The 17830-nt window shown below is 72.4% G+C and carries 16 protein-coding genes; 4 read left to right on the forward strand and 12 right to left on the reverse strand.

All coding sequences use genetic code 11. The features are described from left to right. Window positions 1-59: 59 nt before the first annotated feature. Genes ACYU96_RS09280 through ACYU96_RS09295 form a run of 4 tightly spaced genes read right to left on the reverse strand, consistent with a single transcriptional unit; the run spans window position 60 to window position 4347 of the window. Window positions 60-1712 (reverse strand): ATP-dependent DNA ligase, encoded by a 1653-nt coding sequence (locus tag ACYU96_RS09280; protein ID WP_460752047.1) that lies wholly within the window; start codon window positions 1710-1712, stop codon window positions 60-62. A 57-nt stretch (window positions 1713-1769) separates the two neighbouring features. Then, complete coding sequence (locus tag ACYU96_RS09285) at window positions 1770-2648, reverse strand: metal ABC transporter permease (protein ID WP_460752050.1); 879 nt, start codon at window positions 2646-2648, stop codon at window positions 1770-1772. Further along, the gene (locus tag ACYU96_RS09290; protein ID WP_460752052.1) at window positions 2645-3397 is read right to left on the reverse strand and encodes a metal ABC transporter ATP-binding protein; all 753 of its coding nucleotides are present in this window, start codon (window positions 3395-3397) and stop codon (window positions 2645-2647) included. Before ACYU96_RS09290 ends, ACYU96_RS09285 begins: the two co-directional genes overlap by 4 nt. Beyond that, complete coding sequence (locus ACYU96_RS09295) at window positions 3394-4347, reverse strand: metal ABC transporter substrate-binding protein (protein ID WP_460752055.1); 954 nt, start codon at window positions 4345-4347, stop codon at window positions 3394-3396. Before ACYU96_RS09295 ends, ACYU96_RS09290 begins: the two co-directional genes overlap by 4 nt. A 258-nt stretch (window positions 4348-4605) precedes the next feature. On the opposite strand from ACYU96_RS09295, the gene ACYU96_RS09300 reads away from it, so the two are divergent. Next, window positions 4606-5898 (forward strand): ABC transporter substrate-binding protein, encoded by a 1293-nt coding sequence (locus tag ACYU96_RS09300; RefSeq protein ID WP_460752058.1) that lies wholly within the window; start codon window positions 4606-4608, stop codon window positions 5896-5898. 160 nt (window positions 5899-6058) lie between these two features. After that, complete coding sequence (locus tag ACYU96_RS09305) at window positions 6059-6835, forward strand: HAD-IIA family hydrolase (protein WP_460752061.1); 777 nt, start codon at window positions 6059-6061, stop codon at window positions 6833-6835. 40 nt (window positions 6836-6875) lie between these two features. On the opposite strand, the gene ACYU96_RS09310 is transcribed toward ACYU96_RS09305, so the two are convergent. The 3 genes from ACYU96_RS09310 to ACYU96_RS09320 form a co-directional block, all read right to left on the reverse strand. Then, window positions 6876-7928, reverse strand: coding sequence for an aldo/keto reductase (locus ACYU96_RS09310; RefSeq protein ID WP_460752064.1), 1053 nt, complete (start codon window positions 7926-7928; stop codon window positions 6876-6878). 28 nt (window positions 7929-7956) lie between these two features. After that, a complete protein-coding gene (locus ACYU96_RS09315) occupies window positions 7957-9129 on the reverse strand; it encodes a MarP family serine protease (RefSeq protein ID WP_460752067.1) in 1173 nt (390 codons plus the stop codon). A 169-nt stretch (window positions 9130-9298) separates the two neighbouring features. After that, window positions 9299-10057 carry an SDR family NAD(P)-dependent oxidoreductase gene (locus tag ACYU96_RS09320; protein ID WP_460752070.1) on the reverse strand — a complete coding sequence of 253 codons (759 nt, stop codon included), beginning with the start codon at window positions 10055-10057 and terminating at the stop codon, window positions 9299-9301. 251 nt (window positions 10058-10308) lie between these two features. Here ACYU96_RS09320 and ACYU96_RS09325 point away from each other — a divergent pair, with 251 nt between their 5' ends. Next, window positions 10309-10953, forward strand: a complete 645-nt coding sequence (locus ACYU96_RS09325; RefSeq protein ID WP_460752073.1) for a choice-of-anchor P family protein — start codon at window positions 10309-10311, stop codon at window positions 10951-10953. 2 nt (window positions 10954-10955) lie between these two features. Here the strand turns inward: ACYU96_RS09325 and ACYU96_RS09330 are convergent, their stop codons facing one another. The 5 genes from ACYU96_RS09330 to ACYU96_RS09350 all read right to left on the reverse strand — a co-directional run bounded on the left by ACYU96_RS09330 (window position 10956) and on the right by ACYU96_RS09350 (window position 16590). Then, window positions 10956-11219, reverse strand: coding sequence for a hypothetical protein (locus ACYU96_RS09330; protein WP_460752075.1), 264 nt, complete (start codon window positions 11217-11219; stop codon window positions 10956-10958). After that, window positions 11180-13270: a glycoside hydrolase family 2 protein gene (locus ACYU96_RS09335; protein ID WP_460752078.1), complete on the reverse strand. Its 2091-nt coding sequence runs from the start codon at window positions 13268-13270 to the stop codon at window positions 11180-11182. Before ACYU96_RS09335 ends, ACYU96_RS09330 begins: the two co-directional genes overlap by 40 nt. A gap of 86 nt (window positions 13271-13356) precedes the next feature. After that, entirely contained in the window at window positions 13357-14280 is a 924-nt protein-coding gene (locus ACYU96_RS09340; RefSeq protein ID WP_460752080.1) for a carbohydrate ABC transporter permease, read from the reverse strand. 1 nt (window position 14281) lies between these two features. Beyond that, entirely contained in the window at window positions 14282-15211 is a 930-nt protein-coding gene (locus tag ACYU96_RS09345) for a carbohydrate ABC transporter permease (protein ID WP_460752083.1), read from the reverse strand. Beyond that, the gene (locus tag ACYU96_RS09350; RefSeq protein WP_460752085.1) at window positions 15208-16590 is read right to left on the reverse strand and encodes an ABC transporter substrate-binding protein; all 1383 of its coding nucleotides are present in this window, start codon (window positions 16588-16590) and stop codon (window positions 15208-15210) included. Before ACYU96_RS09350 ends, ACYU96_RS09345 begins: the two co-directional genes overlap by 4 nt. A 144-nt stretch (window positions 16591-16734) precedes the next feature. On the opposite strand from ACYU96_RS09350, the gene ACYU96_RS09355 reads away from it, so the two are divergent. After that, window positions 16735-17745, forward strand: a complete 1011-nt coding sequence (locus ACYU96_RS09355; protein ID WP_460752088.1) for a LacI family DNA-binding transcriptional regulator — start codon at window positions 16735-16737, stop codon at window positions 17743-17745. Window positions 17746-17830: the final 85 nt, after the last annotated feature.

Genomic DNA, 17830 nt, shown 5'->3' on the forward strand with positions numbered 1-17830 from the left:
ATGACCGTTTTGTGGCGGTCGGTGCTGGTGTGTCGTCGCTGGCGAGCCGACCGGCCCCGTCAGCCGGCGAGCGAGCGGACCGTCTCGATCGTGTCCGCCTCGGCGGCCGACTTGTCGTCCCGGTATCGCAGGACCCGGGCGAACCGCAGCGCGAGCCCGCCGGGGTAGCGCGTCGAGCGCTGCAGGCCGTCGAAGGCGATCTCCACGACCTGCTCCGGACGCACGTGCACCACGTGCCCCTCGCGCGAGGCCTCCAGCGCGAGGAACCGCCGGGTCTGCCACGCGAGCATCTCGTCCGTCATCCCCTTGAAGGTCTTGCCCAGCATGACGAAGCCGTCGCCGTCCGGGCCGGCCTGCCGGGCGCCGAGGTGGATGTTCGACAACATGCCCCGCCGGCGGCCGGACCCCCACTCGACGGCGAGCACCACCAGGTCGAGCGTCGTGCGCGGCTTCACCTTGACCCACCCCGCACCGCGCCGGCCCGCGGCGTAGCCGGAGTCGAGCGACTTCACGACGACACCCTCCTGCCCCTCGCGGACCGCCCGCTCGAAGAACTCCGTGAACAGCGCGGCCGTGTCCCCGGCCGTGCCACCCGCCCGCGTCAGGCGCCCGACCGTGTGCGGGCCCGCGACCCGGTCGAGCACGGCGAGCCGTTCGCGCAGCGGGGCGTCGATCAGGTCGCGCCCGCCCGCGTGCAGCACGTCGAAGAAGAACGGGGTGAGGGCGACGGCGGCGTCCGGCGCCGGTTCCGGCGCGCCGTCCGGTGAGTCTCCCGCTCTGCCTTCCGCCGTGCTCCTGGCCTCGTGCGTCGCGGACCGCGCCGCGGTCTCCTGGAACGGGCGCGGGGCGCCGTCCGGCCCCAGCACCATCGCCTCGCCGTCCAGGACGAGCCGCGGTTCCGGCAGGGTGCGCACCACGGCGACGATCTCCGGTGCGCGTGCCGTGATGTCGTCCAGGGAGCGGGTGAAGACCCGCACGTCGTCGTCGGCCCGGTGCACCTGGATGCGGACCCCGTCCAGCTTGACGTCCACGCAGACGGCGCCGCTCGGCGACAGCCTGTCGAGCGCGGCGGCCACGTCGGGGGCCGACCGGGCGAGCATGGGCCGCACCGGGCGGCCGACCTGGAGCGAGAAGCCGGCGAGGGCGGCGAGCGGGTCGGGGGAGAGCAGCGCCGCGCGGGCGACGGGCCCGGTCGCGCCGCGCAGCATGACGGCGCGGCGGACTGCGGCGGCGGGGACGACCGCCGCCTCGGCGACGGCGTCCACGACGACCGAGTCGAGCGCACCCTGCCGCAGCTCGCCGGTGATCAGGCCGCGCAGGAACGCCTGCTCACGGCCCGTGGCCGCGCCGAGGAGCGCGGCCGCCGCGGTGGCACGGGCGGTGTCGGACCCGGGGCCGGAGAGCTCGGACAGGGCGGCGAGGGCGGCGTCGACGTCGTGCAGCGTGAGGTTCGCGGACGTGGCCGGCGGCGGGAGGTCGCGGACCGCGGCCCGGCCCAGCCCGGTGCGGCGCTGGCGCAGCGCGCCGGACAGGTAGGCGACGGCGATCTCCAGCTCGTCCGCTCCCGTGGCGTCGGGGCCGGTGTCGGCGCCGGGGCTCGCCGCGTCGGTCGCACCGCGACGCAGGAGGTCCGCGATGGCCGCACGCTTGGCGAGACGCGAGCGCGTGCCGGCGACGGCGTCCGACGTGGCGACGACCTGGGCGAGCAGCATGCCTCCATGGTCGCGCCCTCGGCGTCCGGCCGCTCCCGGACGTGCCAGACGGTGGCGTCAGGCCGCGCCCGGCCGCGACGCGACGCGCCGTCGTCCGGCCGCCAGCCGCCTGCCGAGCAGGCCGTGGCGCGGGGCGAACAGGTAGACGACGGCGAACGCGGCCCCCTGGACGATGACGACGAGCCCGCCCGACGCCGCGTCCAGCCAGAAGCTGGCGTAGATCCCCAGCACCGAGCAGACCGCCGAGATCACCGGGGCGATCACGAGCATCCGCCCGAACCGGTCGGTGAGCAGGTAGGCGGTGGCGCCCGGGATGATCAGCATCGCCACGACCAGGATCACGCCGACCACCTGGAGGGCGACGACGGCGGTCAGGGCGAGGAGCCCCAGCAGCAGCGCCCCGAGGAACCGGGGCGAGAGCCCGATCGCGTGGGCGTGCATGCGGTCGAACGCGTACAGGGTCAGGTCGCGGCGCTTGACGACCAGCACCACGAAGGCGATCGCGGCCAGGACGGCGATCTGGGTCAGGTCCGCGGGGGAGACCCCCAGGATGTTGCCGAAGATGATGTGGTTCAGGTCGGTCTGGCTCGGCGTGACGGAGATGAGCACGAGCCCGAGCGCGAACAAGGTGGTGAACACGATCCCGATCGCCGCGTCCTCCTTGACGCGGCTCGTGCCGCGGATCGCGCCGATCAGGGCGACGGCGAGGAACCCGAACACGAGCGCCCCGAGCGCGAACGGGGCGCCGAGGACGTAGGCGATGACGACGCCGGGCAGCACGGCGTGGGAGACGGCGTCGCCCATCAGCGACCAGCCCACCAGGACGAGCCAGCAGGACAGCAGCGCGCACACGACGGCGGCGATCACGGTCGTCACGGTCGCACGGACCATGAAGTCGTACTGCAGCGGCTCCAGCAGCAGGTCGAGGGGGCTCATGCGGGCTCCTCGCCGCCCAGCACGTCGAGGCCGAAGGCGCGGGCCAGGTTCTCCGGGCGCAGTGCCTCGGTGACCTCGCCGTGGAACAGCACGCGGTGCAGCAGCAGCGCGGCCTCGTCGGCGAGCCGGGGGAGCGCGTGCAGGTCGTGGGTGGAGACCAGGACGGTCCGGCCGTCGCCGGCGAGCTCCTTCAGGAGCCGCACGATGGTGGCCTCGGAACGCTTGTCGACGCCGGCGAACGGCTCGTCCAGCAGCAGGACGCGGGCGTCCTGGGCGATGCCGCGGGCGACGAACGCGCGCTTGCGCTGCCCGCCCGACAGCTGCCCGATCTGCCGGTCGGCGTAGCCGGTGAGCTCCACCCGTTCCAGCGCGTCGGCGACGGCGGCGCGGTCGGCCGGGCGGACGCGGCGCGTGCGGCCCTGGTGCCCGTACCGGCCCATCATCACCACGTCGCGCACGGAGACGGGGAAGGACCAGTCGACCTCCTCGCTCTGCGGCACGTACCCGACCAGGCCGCGACGGCGCGCCGTCGCGGGGTCGGCGCCGTCCAGGACGACACGCCCCCGCTCGGGGCGGACCGTGCCCATGATCGTCCTGAAGAGGGTCGACTTCCCGGACCCGTTCATCCCGATCAGGCCGGTCACCCGGCCGGGCCGGACGCCCAGGGACACGCCGTCGAGCGCCAGCACCTCGCCGTAGCGGACGACGACGTCGTCCACCTGGATCGTGGGGGCGGTCGTGGTGCTCACGAGCCGGCTCCGCCGGAGGCGCCGGCGCCCAGCGCGTCGAGGATGGTCCTGGTGTCGTACCGGATCAGGTCGAGGTAGGTCGGGACGGGCCCGTCGGCCTCGGAGAGGGAGTCGACGTAGAGGGTGCCCCCGAAGGCGGCGCCGGTCGCCTCGACCACCTGCTGCATGGGCTTGTCCGACACGGTCGACTCGCAGAACACCGCGGGGACGTCGTCGGCCTCGACGAACTCGATCATGCCGGCGATCTGCTGCGGGGTGGCCTGCTGCTCGGCGTTCACCGGCCAGATGTACCGCTCGGTCAGCCCCGCGTCGCGGGCGAGGTAGGAGAACGCCCCCTCGCAGGTCGCCAGAGCACGCTCGTTCTCGGGCAGCGCCGAGAGCCCGTCGACGAGCTCGTCCTGCACCTCCTGCAGCTCCGCCTGGTAGGCCCTGCCGGCCGCCTCGAAACCGGTTGCGTGCTCCGGGTCGAGGTCGCTGAACGCGTCGACCATGTTGTCGACGTAGACCTGCACGTTCACCGGGCTCATCCACGCGTGCGGGTTCGGCGTGCCGGCGTACGCGTCCCCGGTGACGTCCATCGGCTCGACGCCGTCCGACACGACCACGTGCGGCACGTCGACCGACTCCACGAACTGGCCGAACCACGCCTCGAGGTTCAGCCCGTTGTCGAGGATCAGGTCCGCCTCGGACGCCTTCGCGATGTCGCCCGGCGTCGGCTCGTACCCGTGGATCTCCGCGCCCGGCTTGGTGATCGACTCCACCCGGAGACGGTCCCCGGCCACGTTCCGCGCGATGTCCGCGAGCACCGTGAACGTCGTCAGCACCATCGGCCGGCCGTCGTCCGCCCCGCGGCTCTCGAGCACCGCCCCGCAGCCGGACAGCGTCCCCGCGACCAGCGCGAGCGGGAGGACCAGGCGGAGCGCGGCGACCGCGCGACGAGCGTTGGGCATACCCAAACTCTAAAAGTTCGCACACCCGAAAACAAGTCCGGCGGCCATCCCGGACCACGGTCCGTGGTCGGCGCCCGGAGGCTGCGGATGCCGCAGGTCAACGCCTTGTCGTGGACGCGCACTACCGGACAATTCGCTATGCTCCAGGGCATCTCACCGCGGCCGCCGCTCGGCGTGCCGTGCACCATGCGTACGACGTCGGAGCCGACTTCATCGTCGGCCCGACCCTCCAACGATGAAGGGAAACCTGGACGCGAGATGCGAACGACACGGAAGACGACGACGGCGGTGGCCGCGGTCGCTGCCCTCGGCCTGGTGCTTGCCGCCTGCGGCGACGGGAGCAGCGGCGCCACGCCGTCCCTCAGGTCGTACGAGGACGTCACGGTCTACACCTGGTGGGCCTCGGGCGTGGAGAAGCAGAGCCTGGACAAGCTGGCGGAGGTCTTCGCGCAGGAGCACCCTGACATCGAGTTCGTCAACGACGGGGTCATGGGCGGCGGGGGCAGCGCGACGTCCAAGGACTCCCTGCAGTCGCGCCTGGAGACGGAGGACCCGCCGGACACGTTCGTCGCCCATGCGGGTGCGGAGCTGCAGGACTACATCGAGGACGGCTACATCCAGGACGTGTCAGGGCTGTACGAGGAGTTCGGCCTGACCACCGCATTCCCCGAGGACCTGATCGAGCGGCTCTCCACGGAGAACGGCAAGATCTACTCGATCCCGGCGAACATCCACCGCGCGAACCTGCTGTGGGCCAACCCGGCGGTGCTGACGAAGCACGGCATCGACCCGTCGGCCGAGTACGACACCATCGACGCCTTCGCCGCGGACCTCGAGAAGCTCAGGAACGCGGGGGTCAAGACCCCGCTGTCGCTCGGGACCACCTGGCCCCAGGTGCACCTGCTCGAGACGGTCCTGCTGGCCGACCTCGGCGTCGAGGCCTACAACGGCCTGTGGAGCGGGAGCACCGACTGGAACAGCCCCGAGGTCACCGCCGCGCTCGAGGACTTCGAGACGCTGCTGGGCTACACCAACACCGACCGCGACGACCTCGAGTGGGACAAGGCCACCGAGCGGCTCATCAAGGGCGAGGCCGGGTTCAACATCATGGGCGACTGGGCCGTGAGCGCGTTCGAGGCCGAGAACAAGAAGTACGGCGAGGACTACGTCGTCGTCCCCTCGCCGGGCACCTCCGGCACGTTCGACTTCCTCGCGGACTCGTTCGTCCTGTCGACGGGCATCCTCGACCAGGAGAACGCGGAGGCCTGGATGGAGACCGTCGGTTCGAAGAAGGGCCAGGTCGAGTTCAACAAGATCAAGGGTTCGATCCCGGCGCGCACCGACATCGACGCCGGGCAGTTCACCGAGTACCAGAAGACGGCGATCAAGTCCTTCCAGGAGGACACGATCGTGTCGTCCGTGGCGCACGGCGCGGCCGTGCCCATCGCCCAGCTCAGCGCGATCTCCGATGCCACGGCGCAGTTCACCGCCGGCGCGACCGACGTCGCCACCTTCCAGGCCGCCCTCGCCGCCTCCGCGACGGCCGACTGAACCCGGCGCGACGGAGCCCGGGCCGCGCGATCGCGCGGCCCGGGCTCCGTCGCGCCGGTCGTCGTGGGACGGCCCGCGTCCTCCCGCGTCCCTGCGCATAGGCTGGGGCCCGGTGGGCGGGTGTCGCGGCCCGCCGTCGACGACGAGGAGCTGCAGCACGATGTCCGAGCGCGTGATCAAGTCCTGGCTCACCGACATGGACGGTGTCCTGGTCCACGAGGGGACCGCCCTGCCCGGCGCGGCCGACTTCCTGAAACGGCTGCGGGACAAGGACGTGCCGTTCCTCATCCTGACGAACAACTCGATCTTCACGGCGCGCGACCTGCGTGCCCGGCTGGCGGCCAGCGGGCTCGACGTGCCGGAGGCGTCGATCTGGACGTCCGCGCTGGCCACGGCCCAGTTTCTGCACGACCAGATCCCGGGCGGCAGCGCCTACGCCATCGGGGAGGCGGGCCTGACGACGGCGCTGTACCAGGTGGGCTACACGCTGACCGAGTCCTCTCCCGACTACGTGGTGCTCGGTGAGACGCGCACCTACTCGTTCGAGGCGATCACCAAGGCGATCCGCCTGATCCTCGGCGGCGCGCGGTTCATCGCGACGAACCCCGACGTCACCGGCCCGTCGCAGGAGGGGCCGCTGCCCGCGACGGGCTCGGTGGCCGCCATGATCACGGCCGCCACGGGCCGCGAGCCCTACTTCGTCGGCAAGCCGAACCCGATCCTGTTCCGCTCGGCGCTCAACCGGATCGGGGCGCACTCCGAGGAGACGGCGATGATCGGGGACCGCATGGACACCGACGTCGTCGGCGGGGTCGAGGCCGGCCTGCAGACGTTCCTCGTGCTCACCGGCTCCACGCAGGCCGACGACGTGCCGAGGTACCCGTTCCGTCCGGGCCACGTGGTCGACTCGGTCGCGGACCTGGTCGAGCTGGTCTGACGCCGGGGGCGACCCGGCCGCCGGCCGGGTCGCCGGGGAGTCAGAGGGCCCGGGCGTGCGGCTCGACGGCGGCGATCTCGTCGGCGGTGAGCGGTGCCGCCGAGAGCGCGCCGACGTTGTCCTCCAGCTGCTGCACCGACGACGCACCGATGAGTGCCGACGTGACGCGCCGGTCCCGCAGCACCCACGCGAGGGCGAGCTGGGCGAGGGTCTGCCCGCGGCCGGCCGCGATCTCGTGCAGCGCCCGGGCGCGCCCGAGGTAGTCGTCGGTGAGGTTGCCCGACGACAGGAACGGCGAGTCCGGGCGCGCGGCGCGGGAGCCGGCCGGCGCCGACCCGGACAGGTACCGGTCGGTGAGCAGCCCCTGCTGCAGCGGGGAGAACACGATGGTGCCGATGCCGAGCTCGCCGACGACGTCGAGCAGCGGCTCGGTCTGCTCGCCGTCGTACGCGTCGGTGTGGGCGGGGTCCTCGATGTGCCGGTTGAACATCGAGTAGGACGGCTGGTGGATGAGCAGCGGCACGCCGAGGCCGTCGAGGATGCGGGCGGCGTCGCGGGTGCGGGCCGGGCTGTAGTTGGAGACGCCGGCGTACAGCGCCTTGCCCTGGCGGACCGCCTGGGCGAGCGCCCCCATCGTCTCCTCGAGCGGGGTGCTCGGGTCGGGGCGGTGGTGGTAGTAGATGTCGACGTAGTCGAGACCGGTGCGACGCAGCGTCTGGTCGAGGCTCGACAGGAGGTACTTGCGCGATCCCCACTCGCCGTACGGGCCGGGCCACATGTCGTACCCGGCCTTGGAGGAGATGATCAGCTCGTCCCGGTACGGGGCGAGGTCGGCGGCCAGGTGGCGGCCGAAGTTCTCTTCGGCGGAGCCGTACGGCGGCCCGTAGTTGTTGGCGAGGTCGAAGTGGGTGATGCCGAGGTCGAACGCTCGCCGGAGCACGGAGCGCTGGGTGTCGAACGGCGTGGTGTCGCCGAAGTTGTGCCAGAGGCCGAGCGACAGCGCCGGCAGGTCGAGGCCGGAACGCCCGGTGCGGCGGTACTGCATGGAGTCGTAGCGGTCCTCGGTGGCGAAGTAGCGGGAGACGAGAGGCATGGCCTCATCCTCTCCCGGCCGGCGCGGGTCAGGCGACGCAGTGCCCCGGTGCGACCGGGTCGGTCAGGTCGGGGGCCCGGGCGGCGACCGGGAGCAGCTCGGCGCTGGTCATCGCGTAGCCCACGGCGTCCTCGGAGTCGCCGCGCGCGAAGACGACGCCGGTGACCTCTCCGCCGGTCGTCAGGAGCGGGCCGCCGGAGTTCCCGGGCCGGACGTCGGCCGCCAGGGCGTAGATCTCCCGGGGCGCGACGCCGGAGCCGTACGCGTCCGGCACCCGGACGGTGTCGACGGCCGTGATCCCGGCGCTCGTCGAGGTGAACGGGCCTCCGAAGGGGTAGCCCTGGACCGCGGCCTGGTCGCCGACCGAGAGCGTCGGGGCCACGGTGAGCGGGCTCGCCGTCAGTCCGTCCACGGCGACCACGGCGAGGTCGTCCACCGGGTCGAAGTACACCACCCGTCCCTCCAGGGCCTGGCTCCCGGGCAGCTCGACGACGGGCCGCTCGACTCCGGCCACGACGTGCGCGTTGGTCACCAGCCGGTCGGGGGCGACGACGAACCCCGACCCGGTCGAGCTCTTGCCGCACGCGTACGCGGTGCCCGAGATCCGGGCCACGGACTGCGCCGCGGCCTCCAGCGCCGGGTCGTCGAGGTCGACGGCGGGGACCGTCTGCGTCGTGGCCGGGGCGAGGAGGCTGTCCAGCCGGGGCAGGCCGTCGTCGAGCACGAACGCGCGCGCCTGCGCGAGCGGGCGGCCCAGCGCAGGCGGGGTCAGGTCGTCGACGGTGCGCAGGATCGCGGACGAGGAGACGGCGGGCGCGATGCCGGGCGTGCCGGTGGTGACGATCGTCGTGCCCACGAAGGACAGTGCGACGGCGACGACCGCCACGTTCGCCGCCCCGCCGAGCAGGCGTTCGAGCGGGCGCAACGGCGTGCGGTCCACCTCCCGGCGCAGGCTGTGCCCCAGCCCGGCACCGAACGAGGCGCCGAACACCGGCAGCAGGATCGCCGCGAGGAGGGACGCCGGGCCACGCCACTGCGAGGTGGGCAGCACGTCGTTGAGCGCCGGGACGGCCCAGAAGGCGACGACGCCGCCGACGATCAGGCCGACGAGCCCGCCGAGCGTGGCCAGCAGGCCGCGGCTCAGGCCGGCGAAGAGGGCGGCCACCAGCAGGACGAGGAGCACGAGGTCGACGGGCGTCACGGGGGGCTCCTTCGGGGGTACGGCGGGCCAGGTGGAGCGACGGTGGCAGAACCTTAGGCGCCGAACCTGGGTGCTGCCTGGCGCGGCCAGCCGCTCAGGTGCGGGAGCCGGTCGGCGTGGGTGCGTCCCGGCGGCCGGGGAACATCAGGACGTCGTAGATCATCGGACGTCAGCCCTCCGGGAACAGGAGCCGCGACGGCCCTGCGAGGATCCCGCCGTCGACGGGGAGCGTGACGCCGGTGATCCACGAGGCGTCGTCGGACACGAGGAAGGCGATGGCGGCCGCGATGTCCTCCGGCTCGCCGACCCGGCCCAGGGGGTAGAGGGGTGCGAGACGTTCGAGCGCTCCGTCCTGGTCGTCCCAGACCCGCGTGCGGACGGTGCCGGGTGCGACGACGTTGAAGCGGACGCCCGCCGGGCCGTACCGGACCGCGTAGTTCTTGGCCAGGACCGACAGGCCGGCCTTGGCGGCCGAGTACGGCTCCTCGCCGAACGCCGCGAGGCCGTTCACCGACGAGACCATGACGACGGCGGGCCGTGCGGACTCCTGCAGCAGCGGCAGCGCGGCGCGGACGCACCGCATGGTCCCGGTGAGGTTGAGGTCCACGATCCGGTCCCACGCCTCGTCCGGGAGCCGCGTCGGGTCGGGTGTGGGCATCGACCCGCCGGCGACGGTCACGAGATGGTCGAGGCGGCCGAGCGCCGAGCGCGTGGCGTCGAGCGCGGCGTCGACGGACGCGCGGTCGTGGACGTCGCACGGGGCCGCGAGGGCGCGCTCGCCGAGGTCGTCGGCCAGCTTGCGGGCGGCATCCCCGTCCTGGTCGGCGACGACGACGGTGGCACCGTCACCGTGCAGGCGCCGCGCGGTCGCGGCACCGATGCCGTGGGCCGCGCCGGTCACGAACGCTGCCTTGCCGTCGAGTCTCACGCGGTCAACCTACCTGGTCACGCGCAATGTCGTGGGCATAATTAACCGCTCTTTCAGTAGTGATCAGGATTATCTGCGGCAACATCATCTCTTGTGCACCCATGACCGTGATACACAAGAATGCGCGGTGCGTCCGATGATTGTTCTGCTGATCGCGGCGCACTCGGCCATCATGTGTTGCCCAGTTTCCCCTTCTGGCTTTTCGCCGCGACGCACGTCCGATGACACCATTCGATGGGGAGGAACTATCGATGCGCATGATTAAGCTGCTGCCTGCCGTGGCACTGCTCGTTGCCGCGACCGCCGCGCCGGCCCAGGCGGCAGAGGCCGAGGCCGAGTACTACACCGGCCAGGCCTACGGGGTTTCTGCTTCGGTCCAGGTCCCGCTGCTCGGCGAGATCACCGTGCCGACGCAGCCGGACACCGGAGAGATCTCCACGTCCGAGGACCTCGTGACGGACACCCCCTGCACGGCCGCGGTGGACGCCGTGGTGCTGGACCTCGCGGCCCTGTGCCCGAGCGTGGTCGTCGACACGGCGACCGACACGGTCACCGCCGAGACCACGATCGAGGAGGCCTCGGTCAACCTGCTGGGCACCCCGGCGATCGTCGTCGAGGACCTCACGGTCACGGCTGCCAGCTCGTGTGAGCAGGTCAGCGGCGATGTGGATCTGACGCTGCGGGTGGGCGACGAGGTCATCCTCGTCGACGACCCGAACGTCGAGATCCAGATCCCCGGCGGCGAGATCGTCGTCAACCGGCAGGTGCCGGCCGAGATGGGCACGGGTATCGAGGTGACCGCCGTGGTGGTCAAGCTCGCGGGTCTTGCCGACATCGAGATCGGTCACGCCGAGTCCGCGGCCCACGGCTGCGTGACGGCGCCGCCGGAGAGCTGAGCTCACCGGCGCGGGCGCTGAACCGCCTCTGGCGGCGGCGCTGAGACCACCTTCGCGGTGGGTCCGATCTTCGGATCGGACCCACCGCGAAGTTTTTTCTCGGGAATGTCGAAGGTGTTCTTTTCCTGGCCTTTCGAGAGCAGCGTGTCGTCGAACCAGGAGAACTGCTCTGGATCGCGGTTCCGGCATTTCCGGTGATGCGGGCGGAATGGGGTGATCTTGTCGGTCAGAACGGCCGGCGGCCCGCGATGGTCCCGCCGGTCCACCGCTCCCCGCGGCGGTTCGGCCGCTCGATCGGTGCCGCGTCGACGAAGGTGCGTGCGCGCACGCCGCCGTCGTCGTCCACGAGCCAGAGCAGGAGGCGGGCAGCGCCGGACGGGGCGGGTGCGGGGACCGTGAGCGGGACGGGCGCGCTGAGCTCGAACGGCTCGGCCGTCACGGCAGGGGACTCGCCGTCGGGCGGCACCGCCTCGGGCCCGAACGGGGTGCCGGCAGCGACCCACGCACCCCGCACGACACCGCTCACCGCGGCCGGCCCGTGGTGCGACACGTGCACGGCCAGGGTCAGGTCCTGCTCCGGCACGGGGACGTCGGCCCCGGCGTGCGCCGGGATCACGTCCACCACCAGCACGGTCTCCGCGTTGACGTCCCGCGCGTCGAGCCCGCCCTGCTCCTTGCCCCGGCGGTCGGCGTCGACCAGCCCGGCCATCTCGTGCTCGACGTCGGACAGCTCCGTGTACACGTACCCGGCGAACCGGTCGTGACGCCGCAGCTCCTGTGTCTGCCAGCGCAGGTGCCAGGCCCGCTCCAGGCTGGTGAACCCGGCTCCGTACTCGCTGTTCAGGATCGGCACCCCGGCCCGCGGGTGGTCCGCCGCGCCGTACAGCGACTTGCGCGACACGAAGTCCGGCGCGAGCCGCACGGGGAAGCCCTCCAGGCTGCCGTCGGCGAGCGCGGCGACGTTCGCCGCCCAGGCCTCGGGGTCCTCGTCGTAGTAGTGCCAGTCGACGAGGTCGGTGCGCACGTGTGCCCAGCCGGAGTTCTCGACGACCGGCCGCGTGTCGTCGAGGCCGCGCAGCAGGTCGTAGGCGCGGGAGGCCGCCTCGGCGGCCCCGCGACGTCCGGGGAGGTCCCAGTCGAGACCCCACTCCTCGTTGTAGAGGCCCCAGACCACGATGCTGGGGTGGTTGCCGTCGCGCGTGACCATCGGCTCGATCTGTGCTTCCATCGCCGCGGCGGCCTCGGGTCCGAAACGGCTCGGGCCCGGCGGCTCGGCCCAGACCAGCATGCCCGCCCGGTCGGCGTGGTGCAGCCAGCGGGGCTCCTCGAGCTTGATGTGCTTGCGCACGAGGTTGTAGCCGAGGTCGCGGGCGAGCTCCAGGTCGGCACGGAGCGCTTCGTCGTCGGGGGCGGTGAGGCCGGTGCGGGGCCAGTAGCCCTGGTCGAGGACGCCGCGGACGTAGAGCCGCTCGTCGTTGAGGAACAGCTGCTCGCCGCGGGTCTCGATGCGGCGCAGCCCGGCGGTGACGGTGACGGTGTCCGGTGCGCTGTCGGCGCGGGTGGTCACCCGCAGCCGGTACAGGTGGGGGTCGGCAGGGCTCCAGAGCCGCGGCGTGGTGAGGTCCAGCCGCCCACGGCCGCGGCCGGAGCCGTCGGCGACGATCCGGAGCGTCTCGCCGTGAGCGGACCCCTCCGTGACGGTCACGTCGAGGACGGCGCCCGCCGGTGCGGCGCCGTCGGCCCGCACCTCGACGTCGAACCCGGTGAGGCTGTCGCCGCGGACGGTGACGTCGGCCGCGTACGTGCGTCCGCGCGCCTCCAGCCAGACGGGCTGCCAGATGCCCGACGTCGGGGCGAACGAGACACCGTCGTAGTCGTCGCGGGGGACGGAGCGCTGCTTGCCGTGCGCGATGGCGCGCTTGTCGGACGGCGCGGACACCTCGACCCGCAGGTCTGCGGGGGTCCCGGGAGCGAGCAGGCCGGTGAGGTCGGCCTCGAACGGTGTGTGACCGCCCGCGTGCTCGGCGACGACCACGCCGTCGAGGCGCACGACGGCGTGGTGGTGGACCGCCCCGAAGCACAGCATCACGCGGGCCCCGCTCCACCCGGCGGGCGCGGTGACGGTGCGGCGGTAGGTGGCGTGCTCGAGCCACGTGCGCCCGACGCCGGACGCCTCGGTCTCCCACGCGAAGGGGACGACGACGGGCACCGTGCCCTCGGGGAGGTCCAGCTCCCAGATCCCGTTGAGGCTGAGCCACCGGTCGGAACGGTCGCGGTCGGGCCGCGGGTACTCGGGGCGTGGCGTGGACGTGGTCATGGAGAGGGGTTCCTTACGTGGGGCTCGGGACCGGGCGGGAGTCCGGCGGGCTGAGGGGAGGCGATGGTGTGGCGAGCCGGCGCCGGTCAGCCCTTGACGCTGCCGGCGAGGATGCCGTTCATGAAGTGCCGCTGGAACACCATGAAGACGATGAGCAGCGGGATCAGCGCGATCGAGGCGGCGGCCAGCAGCTCGCCGGTGACGGTGGCGTAGTCGGCGCCGATCCGGTTCCCGCTGATGTTCTGCGCCAGCGTGGACAGCACGACCTGGAGGGTGGCCATCCGCTCGGAGCTTGCGGCCACCACGGGCCACACGAAGTCGTTGTAGATGTTCATGACGGTCAGCACCGCCAGCCCCGCGAGCGCCGGCCGGATGACGGGCAGCACGATGCGCGTGAACGTGCCGAGCTCGCCGCAGCCGTCGATCCGGGCGGCGTCGAGGAGCTCGTCCGGGACCGCGGCGATGACCTGCCGCATCCAGAACACGGCGAACGCGTCGACGGCGCCGGGCAGGACGAGGGCCTGGTACGTGTTCACCCAGCCCAGCGACTTCATCTCCAGCAGCAGCGGGATGATGAGGACGATCTGGGGGAGCATCAGGGTCAGGAGCACCGTGCCGAACAGCAGGTCGCGTCCGGGGAAGCGGTGCTTGGCGAACGCGTAGGCGGCCAGGGGCGCGCAGAACAGCGTGATCGAGCCCTTGGCGACGAGCACGACGGCGGTGTTGACGAAGCCCTGCCCGAGCGGGACGTCGTCGAACATGCGCCGGTAGTTCTCGAGGCCGAGCGTGGCCGGGTCGAGGCCGAGCGGGTCGGACACGATCGCGGTGGCGGGCTTGAACGAGGAGATCAGTGCCCAGGCGACCGGGGCGAGGAACGCGACGGCGAGCAGCACGAGGAAGGCGTGCGGGGCGAGGGCGCCGAGGAGCCGTCCGCGGCGCCGCCGGGTGCGTGCCCCCGGGCCGCGAGGTGCGGTGGCCGGCGGGGTGGGGGTGGTGGTCGTGGCGGCCATGTCAGTCCTCCGTCCGCAGCAGCCGAACGAACAGCAGCGACAGGGCCATGACGATGACGACCAGCAGGAAGGAGTTCGCCGCTCCCGTACCGAGGTCGGCGCGGCCGATGTGGTCGTACAGGAAGAGCCCTGCCGTGGTGGTCGAGTTGTAGGGGCCGCCGTCGGTCACGACGTACGGCTCGGCGAACATCTGGAAGACCGCGAGGGTCTGGAGCACGACCGAGAACATGAGGGTGCGGCGCACCAGCGGCACGGTGATGCTCCACAGCGTGCGGAGGCGGGACGCGCCGTCGAGCTCGGCCGCCTCGTAGACCGTGCCGTCGATCGACTGCAGCCCGGAGAGCAGGATGATGACGACGAAGCCTGTCGTCTTCCAGAGGAAGAGCAGGGCCAGGGTGGGCTTGGCCCAGGCGCTGGTGGTGAGCCAGCCGACGTCGGGCAGGCCGAACAGGTTCAGCATGCTGTTCACGGCGCCGTAGTCCTGGTCGAACACCACCACCCAGATCTGCGCCACGGCGACCAGCGGCGTCACGAACGGGACGATGAACGACACCCGGAACACCGCCCGCATGCGGATCTTCGCGCTGTTCAGCAGGACCGCCACGACGAGCCCGAGGCTGAGCTGGACCGGGACGACCAGGAGCCACAGCACCGCCGAGTTGGCGAGCGAGCCCCAGAACGCCGGGTTGCCCAGCAGGTACGTGTAGTTGTCCCAGCCGACCCAGGTCGCCGCGCCCGCACCGTGCCAGTCCGTGAAGCTCAGCTGCAGCGTGAACAGCATCGGGTAGGCGCTGAACGCCGCGAAGACCGCCACGAACGGCAGCACGAAGAGGTACGGCGCGATCCTCCGGGACAGGCGTGAGCGGCCCGGTCGCGCGCGGTGCTGTGGAGCCGGGGAGGGTGGCGCGGCGGCCAGGGTCGGCGTGGTCACTGGCGGTCGACCAGGTTCGACTGGATGTCGGACGTCGACCGCTCGATCACCTCGTCGGGCGTGAGGTCACCGTCGTACATGCGCTGCACGTCGGTGCCGAGGTAGTCGACGGCGCCGGCCCACCACGGCGGGATCGGCGCGCCGCCGGGGATCTCGGCGCCCGCCTCGACCGCCGTGGTCCACAGGTCCTGGCCGCCCAGACCCTCGACCGGGCCGAACAACGGGTTCGCCGGGTCCGCGGCGGGCGTGTAGGCGGGGATCGACGTCGCCAGGCCGTTGGGGTAGGTGTCGTTCTCGCCCCAGACGGCGGTCCAGCCGGCCTCGTCGTACATGAGGAACTCGTAGAAGAGCCACGCCAGCTCCGAGTTCTCGCCGTCCTTGGGCAGCACGAACGACGAGCCGCCCATGGCGCCGCTGCGGGCGCCGCCGGGCTCCCAGGCGGGCAGGGGCATGGCGCGCCAGTCGCCGGCGGTCCTGGTCAGCTGCTGCTCGGGGGCGAAGCTGAACCAGATCGCCCACGGGTAGAACACCTGGTCGCCGCTCTCCAGGGCGCCGACATCGCTGGGGGAGAGGTACTCGGCACGGGTGCCCAGGCCCTCCTGGCGGACGGTGTCCAGCCAGGTGAGGATGGTGTCGTACGCCGCGGAGTCGAGGCGCAGCTCACCGTTCTCGTCGGCGATGCTCGTGCCGAGCTGGCTCGCGTACATCTCGAGCTGCAGCTGCCCCAGGAACGCGCTCTGCTCGAGGTGGACGGGGGCCGAGCCGGGCACCGCCTCCTGGTACTCGCGCGCCGCGTCGAGGAGGTCGTCGTAGGTCTCGATCTCGGACGGGTCCACGCCCGCGTCCTCGAGGGCCGTCGCGTTGTAGTAGAGCAGGCCCGGGTCGAGGTCGAACGGGACGCCGTAGAGGGCGCCGTCGACGGTGTTGACGTCGATCTTCTGCGGTGCGACGTCGTCCGCGTACGGCTCCAGCACCTGGTCCAGGTCCCACAGGTGGTCCGCGACGCCGGCCACGACGGCGTCGTCGACGAACACGCCGTCGGGTACGTCGGTGCCGGTGATCAGCGTGTTCTGCAGCTTGGCGTCGATGTCGACGGCCTCGTGGTGGACCGTGATGTCCGGGTAGACCTCGTTGAAGTCGTCGATGGCGGCGTCGAACACGTCGAACAGGTCGCCGGAGCGGTCCCAGACGGTGATCTCGCCCGACGGCGAGTCCTCGGCCGGCGGCTGGAGCACGTCCGCGTCGGGGCCGTCCTCGGGGGCGCCGGACGTGATCTCGGGGCCGCAGGCGGCCAGGACGGCGGCCGTGGCGAGGGCGGCGACGACGCCGGCGCCGGTGCGCCCGGCGCGACGGCGTGCGGTGGTGGAGGTCGGGTGCATCTGGGGCACTCCCTTGTGCGTTCTGGAGCGGGGCGCGTGATGCTCCCCGCGCTTTTCCAACGTGTGCAAACGTAGCCTACACTTGCACACGTTGCAACAACCCTGGTGCGGCACCCCGAGCACCCCCGAGCAAAGGAGCGACGCATGCCGGTGACGCTGCGCGACGTGGCCGAACGGGCCGAGGTCTCGGTCCGGACCGTGTCCAACGTGGTGAGCGGGTTCGTCCACGTCAGCGAGCGGACGCGGCAGCGCGTCGAGCGGGCGATCGAGGAGCTGGACTACCGGCCGAACCCCGTCGCCCGCACGCTGCGCACCGGCCGGACCGGGGTGCTCGCGCTCGTGGTGCCGGAGATCGACGTGCCGTACTTCGCCGACCTGGCGCGCGCGGTCATCGACGCCGCCGCGGCGGAGGGTTATCGCGTGATGGTCGACCAGACCGGGCACGACCACGAGCGGGAACGGCGGCTCCTGACCGGCGCGGACCGCAACATGCTGTTCGACGGCGTGCTGTTCAGCCCTCTGGTGACGCGCTCCGAGCTGCTCGAGATGCAGTCGAGCAGCACGCTCCCGCTCGTGCTGCTCGGCGAGCACGAGTTCGACGGGCGCTACGACCACGTCGCGATCGACAACGTCCAGGCGGCCTACGACGCCGTCGAGCACCTCGTGGCGTGCGGGCGGACGCGGATCGCCGCCATCGGCGCCCAGCCCGAGGAGGGCTACGCGACGCCGGAGCACCGCACGGCCGGGTACGAGCGCGCCCTGCGCGACGCCGGGCTGGAGCCCGCCGGTGAGCTGCTGCGGCCCGCGCCGCACTACCGGCGCGCCGACGGCTACGAGGCCGCCACGGCGCTGCTGACGCTGGACACGCCTCCGGACGCGATCTTCTGCTACTCCGACCTGCTGGCGATGGGCGCGATGCGGGCGGTCTTCGACGCCGGCCTGCGGGTTCCTGACGACGTCGCCGTGGTCGGCATCGACGACATCGGGGAGGGGCGGTACTCCCGGCCCAGCCTGACGACGGTCTCCCTGGACACGCCGTTCATCGCGGAGCAGGCCGTCGCCCGCATCGTGGCGCGGCTCGGCGACCCCGGCTCGCCGGCGGTCGAGGTCACGGCGCCGCACGTCCTGCGCGTCCGGGAGAGCACCGCCGGCTGACGGCGGCCGGACGTCTCGACGATCTCGCCGAACACGCCCGGCGCGGACCTGCAGATCTACGACTGCGACGGCGAGTGGCCGCAGG

It is taken from the genome of Myceligenerans cantabricum (assembly GCF_054777735.1).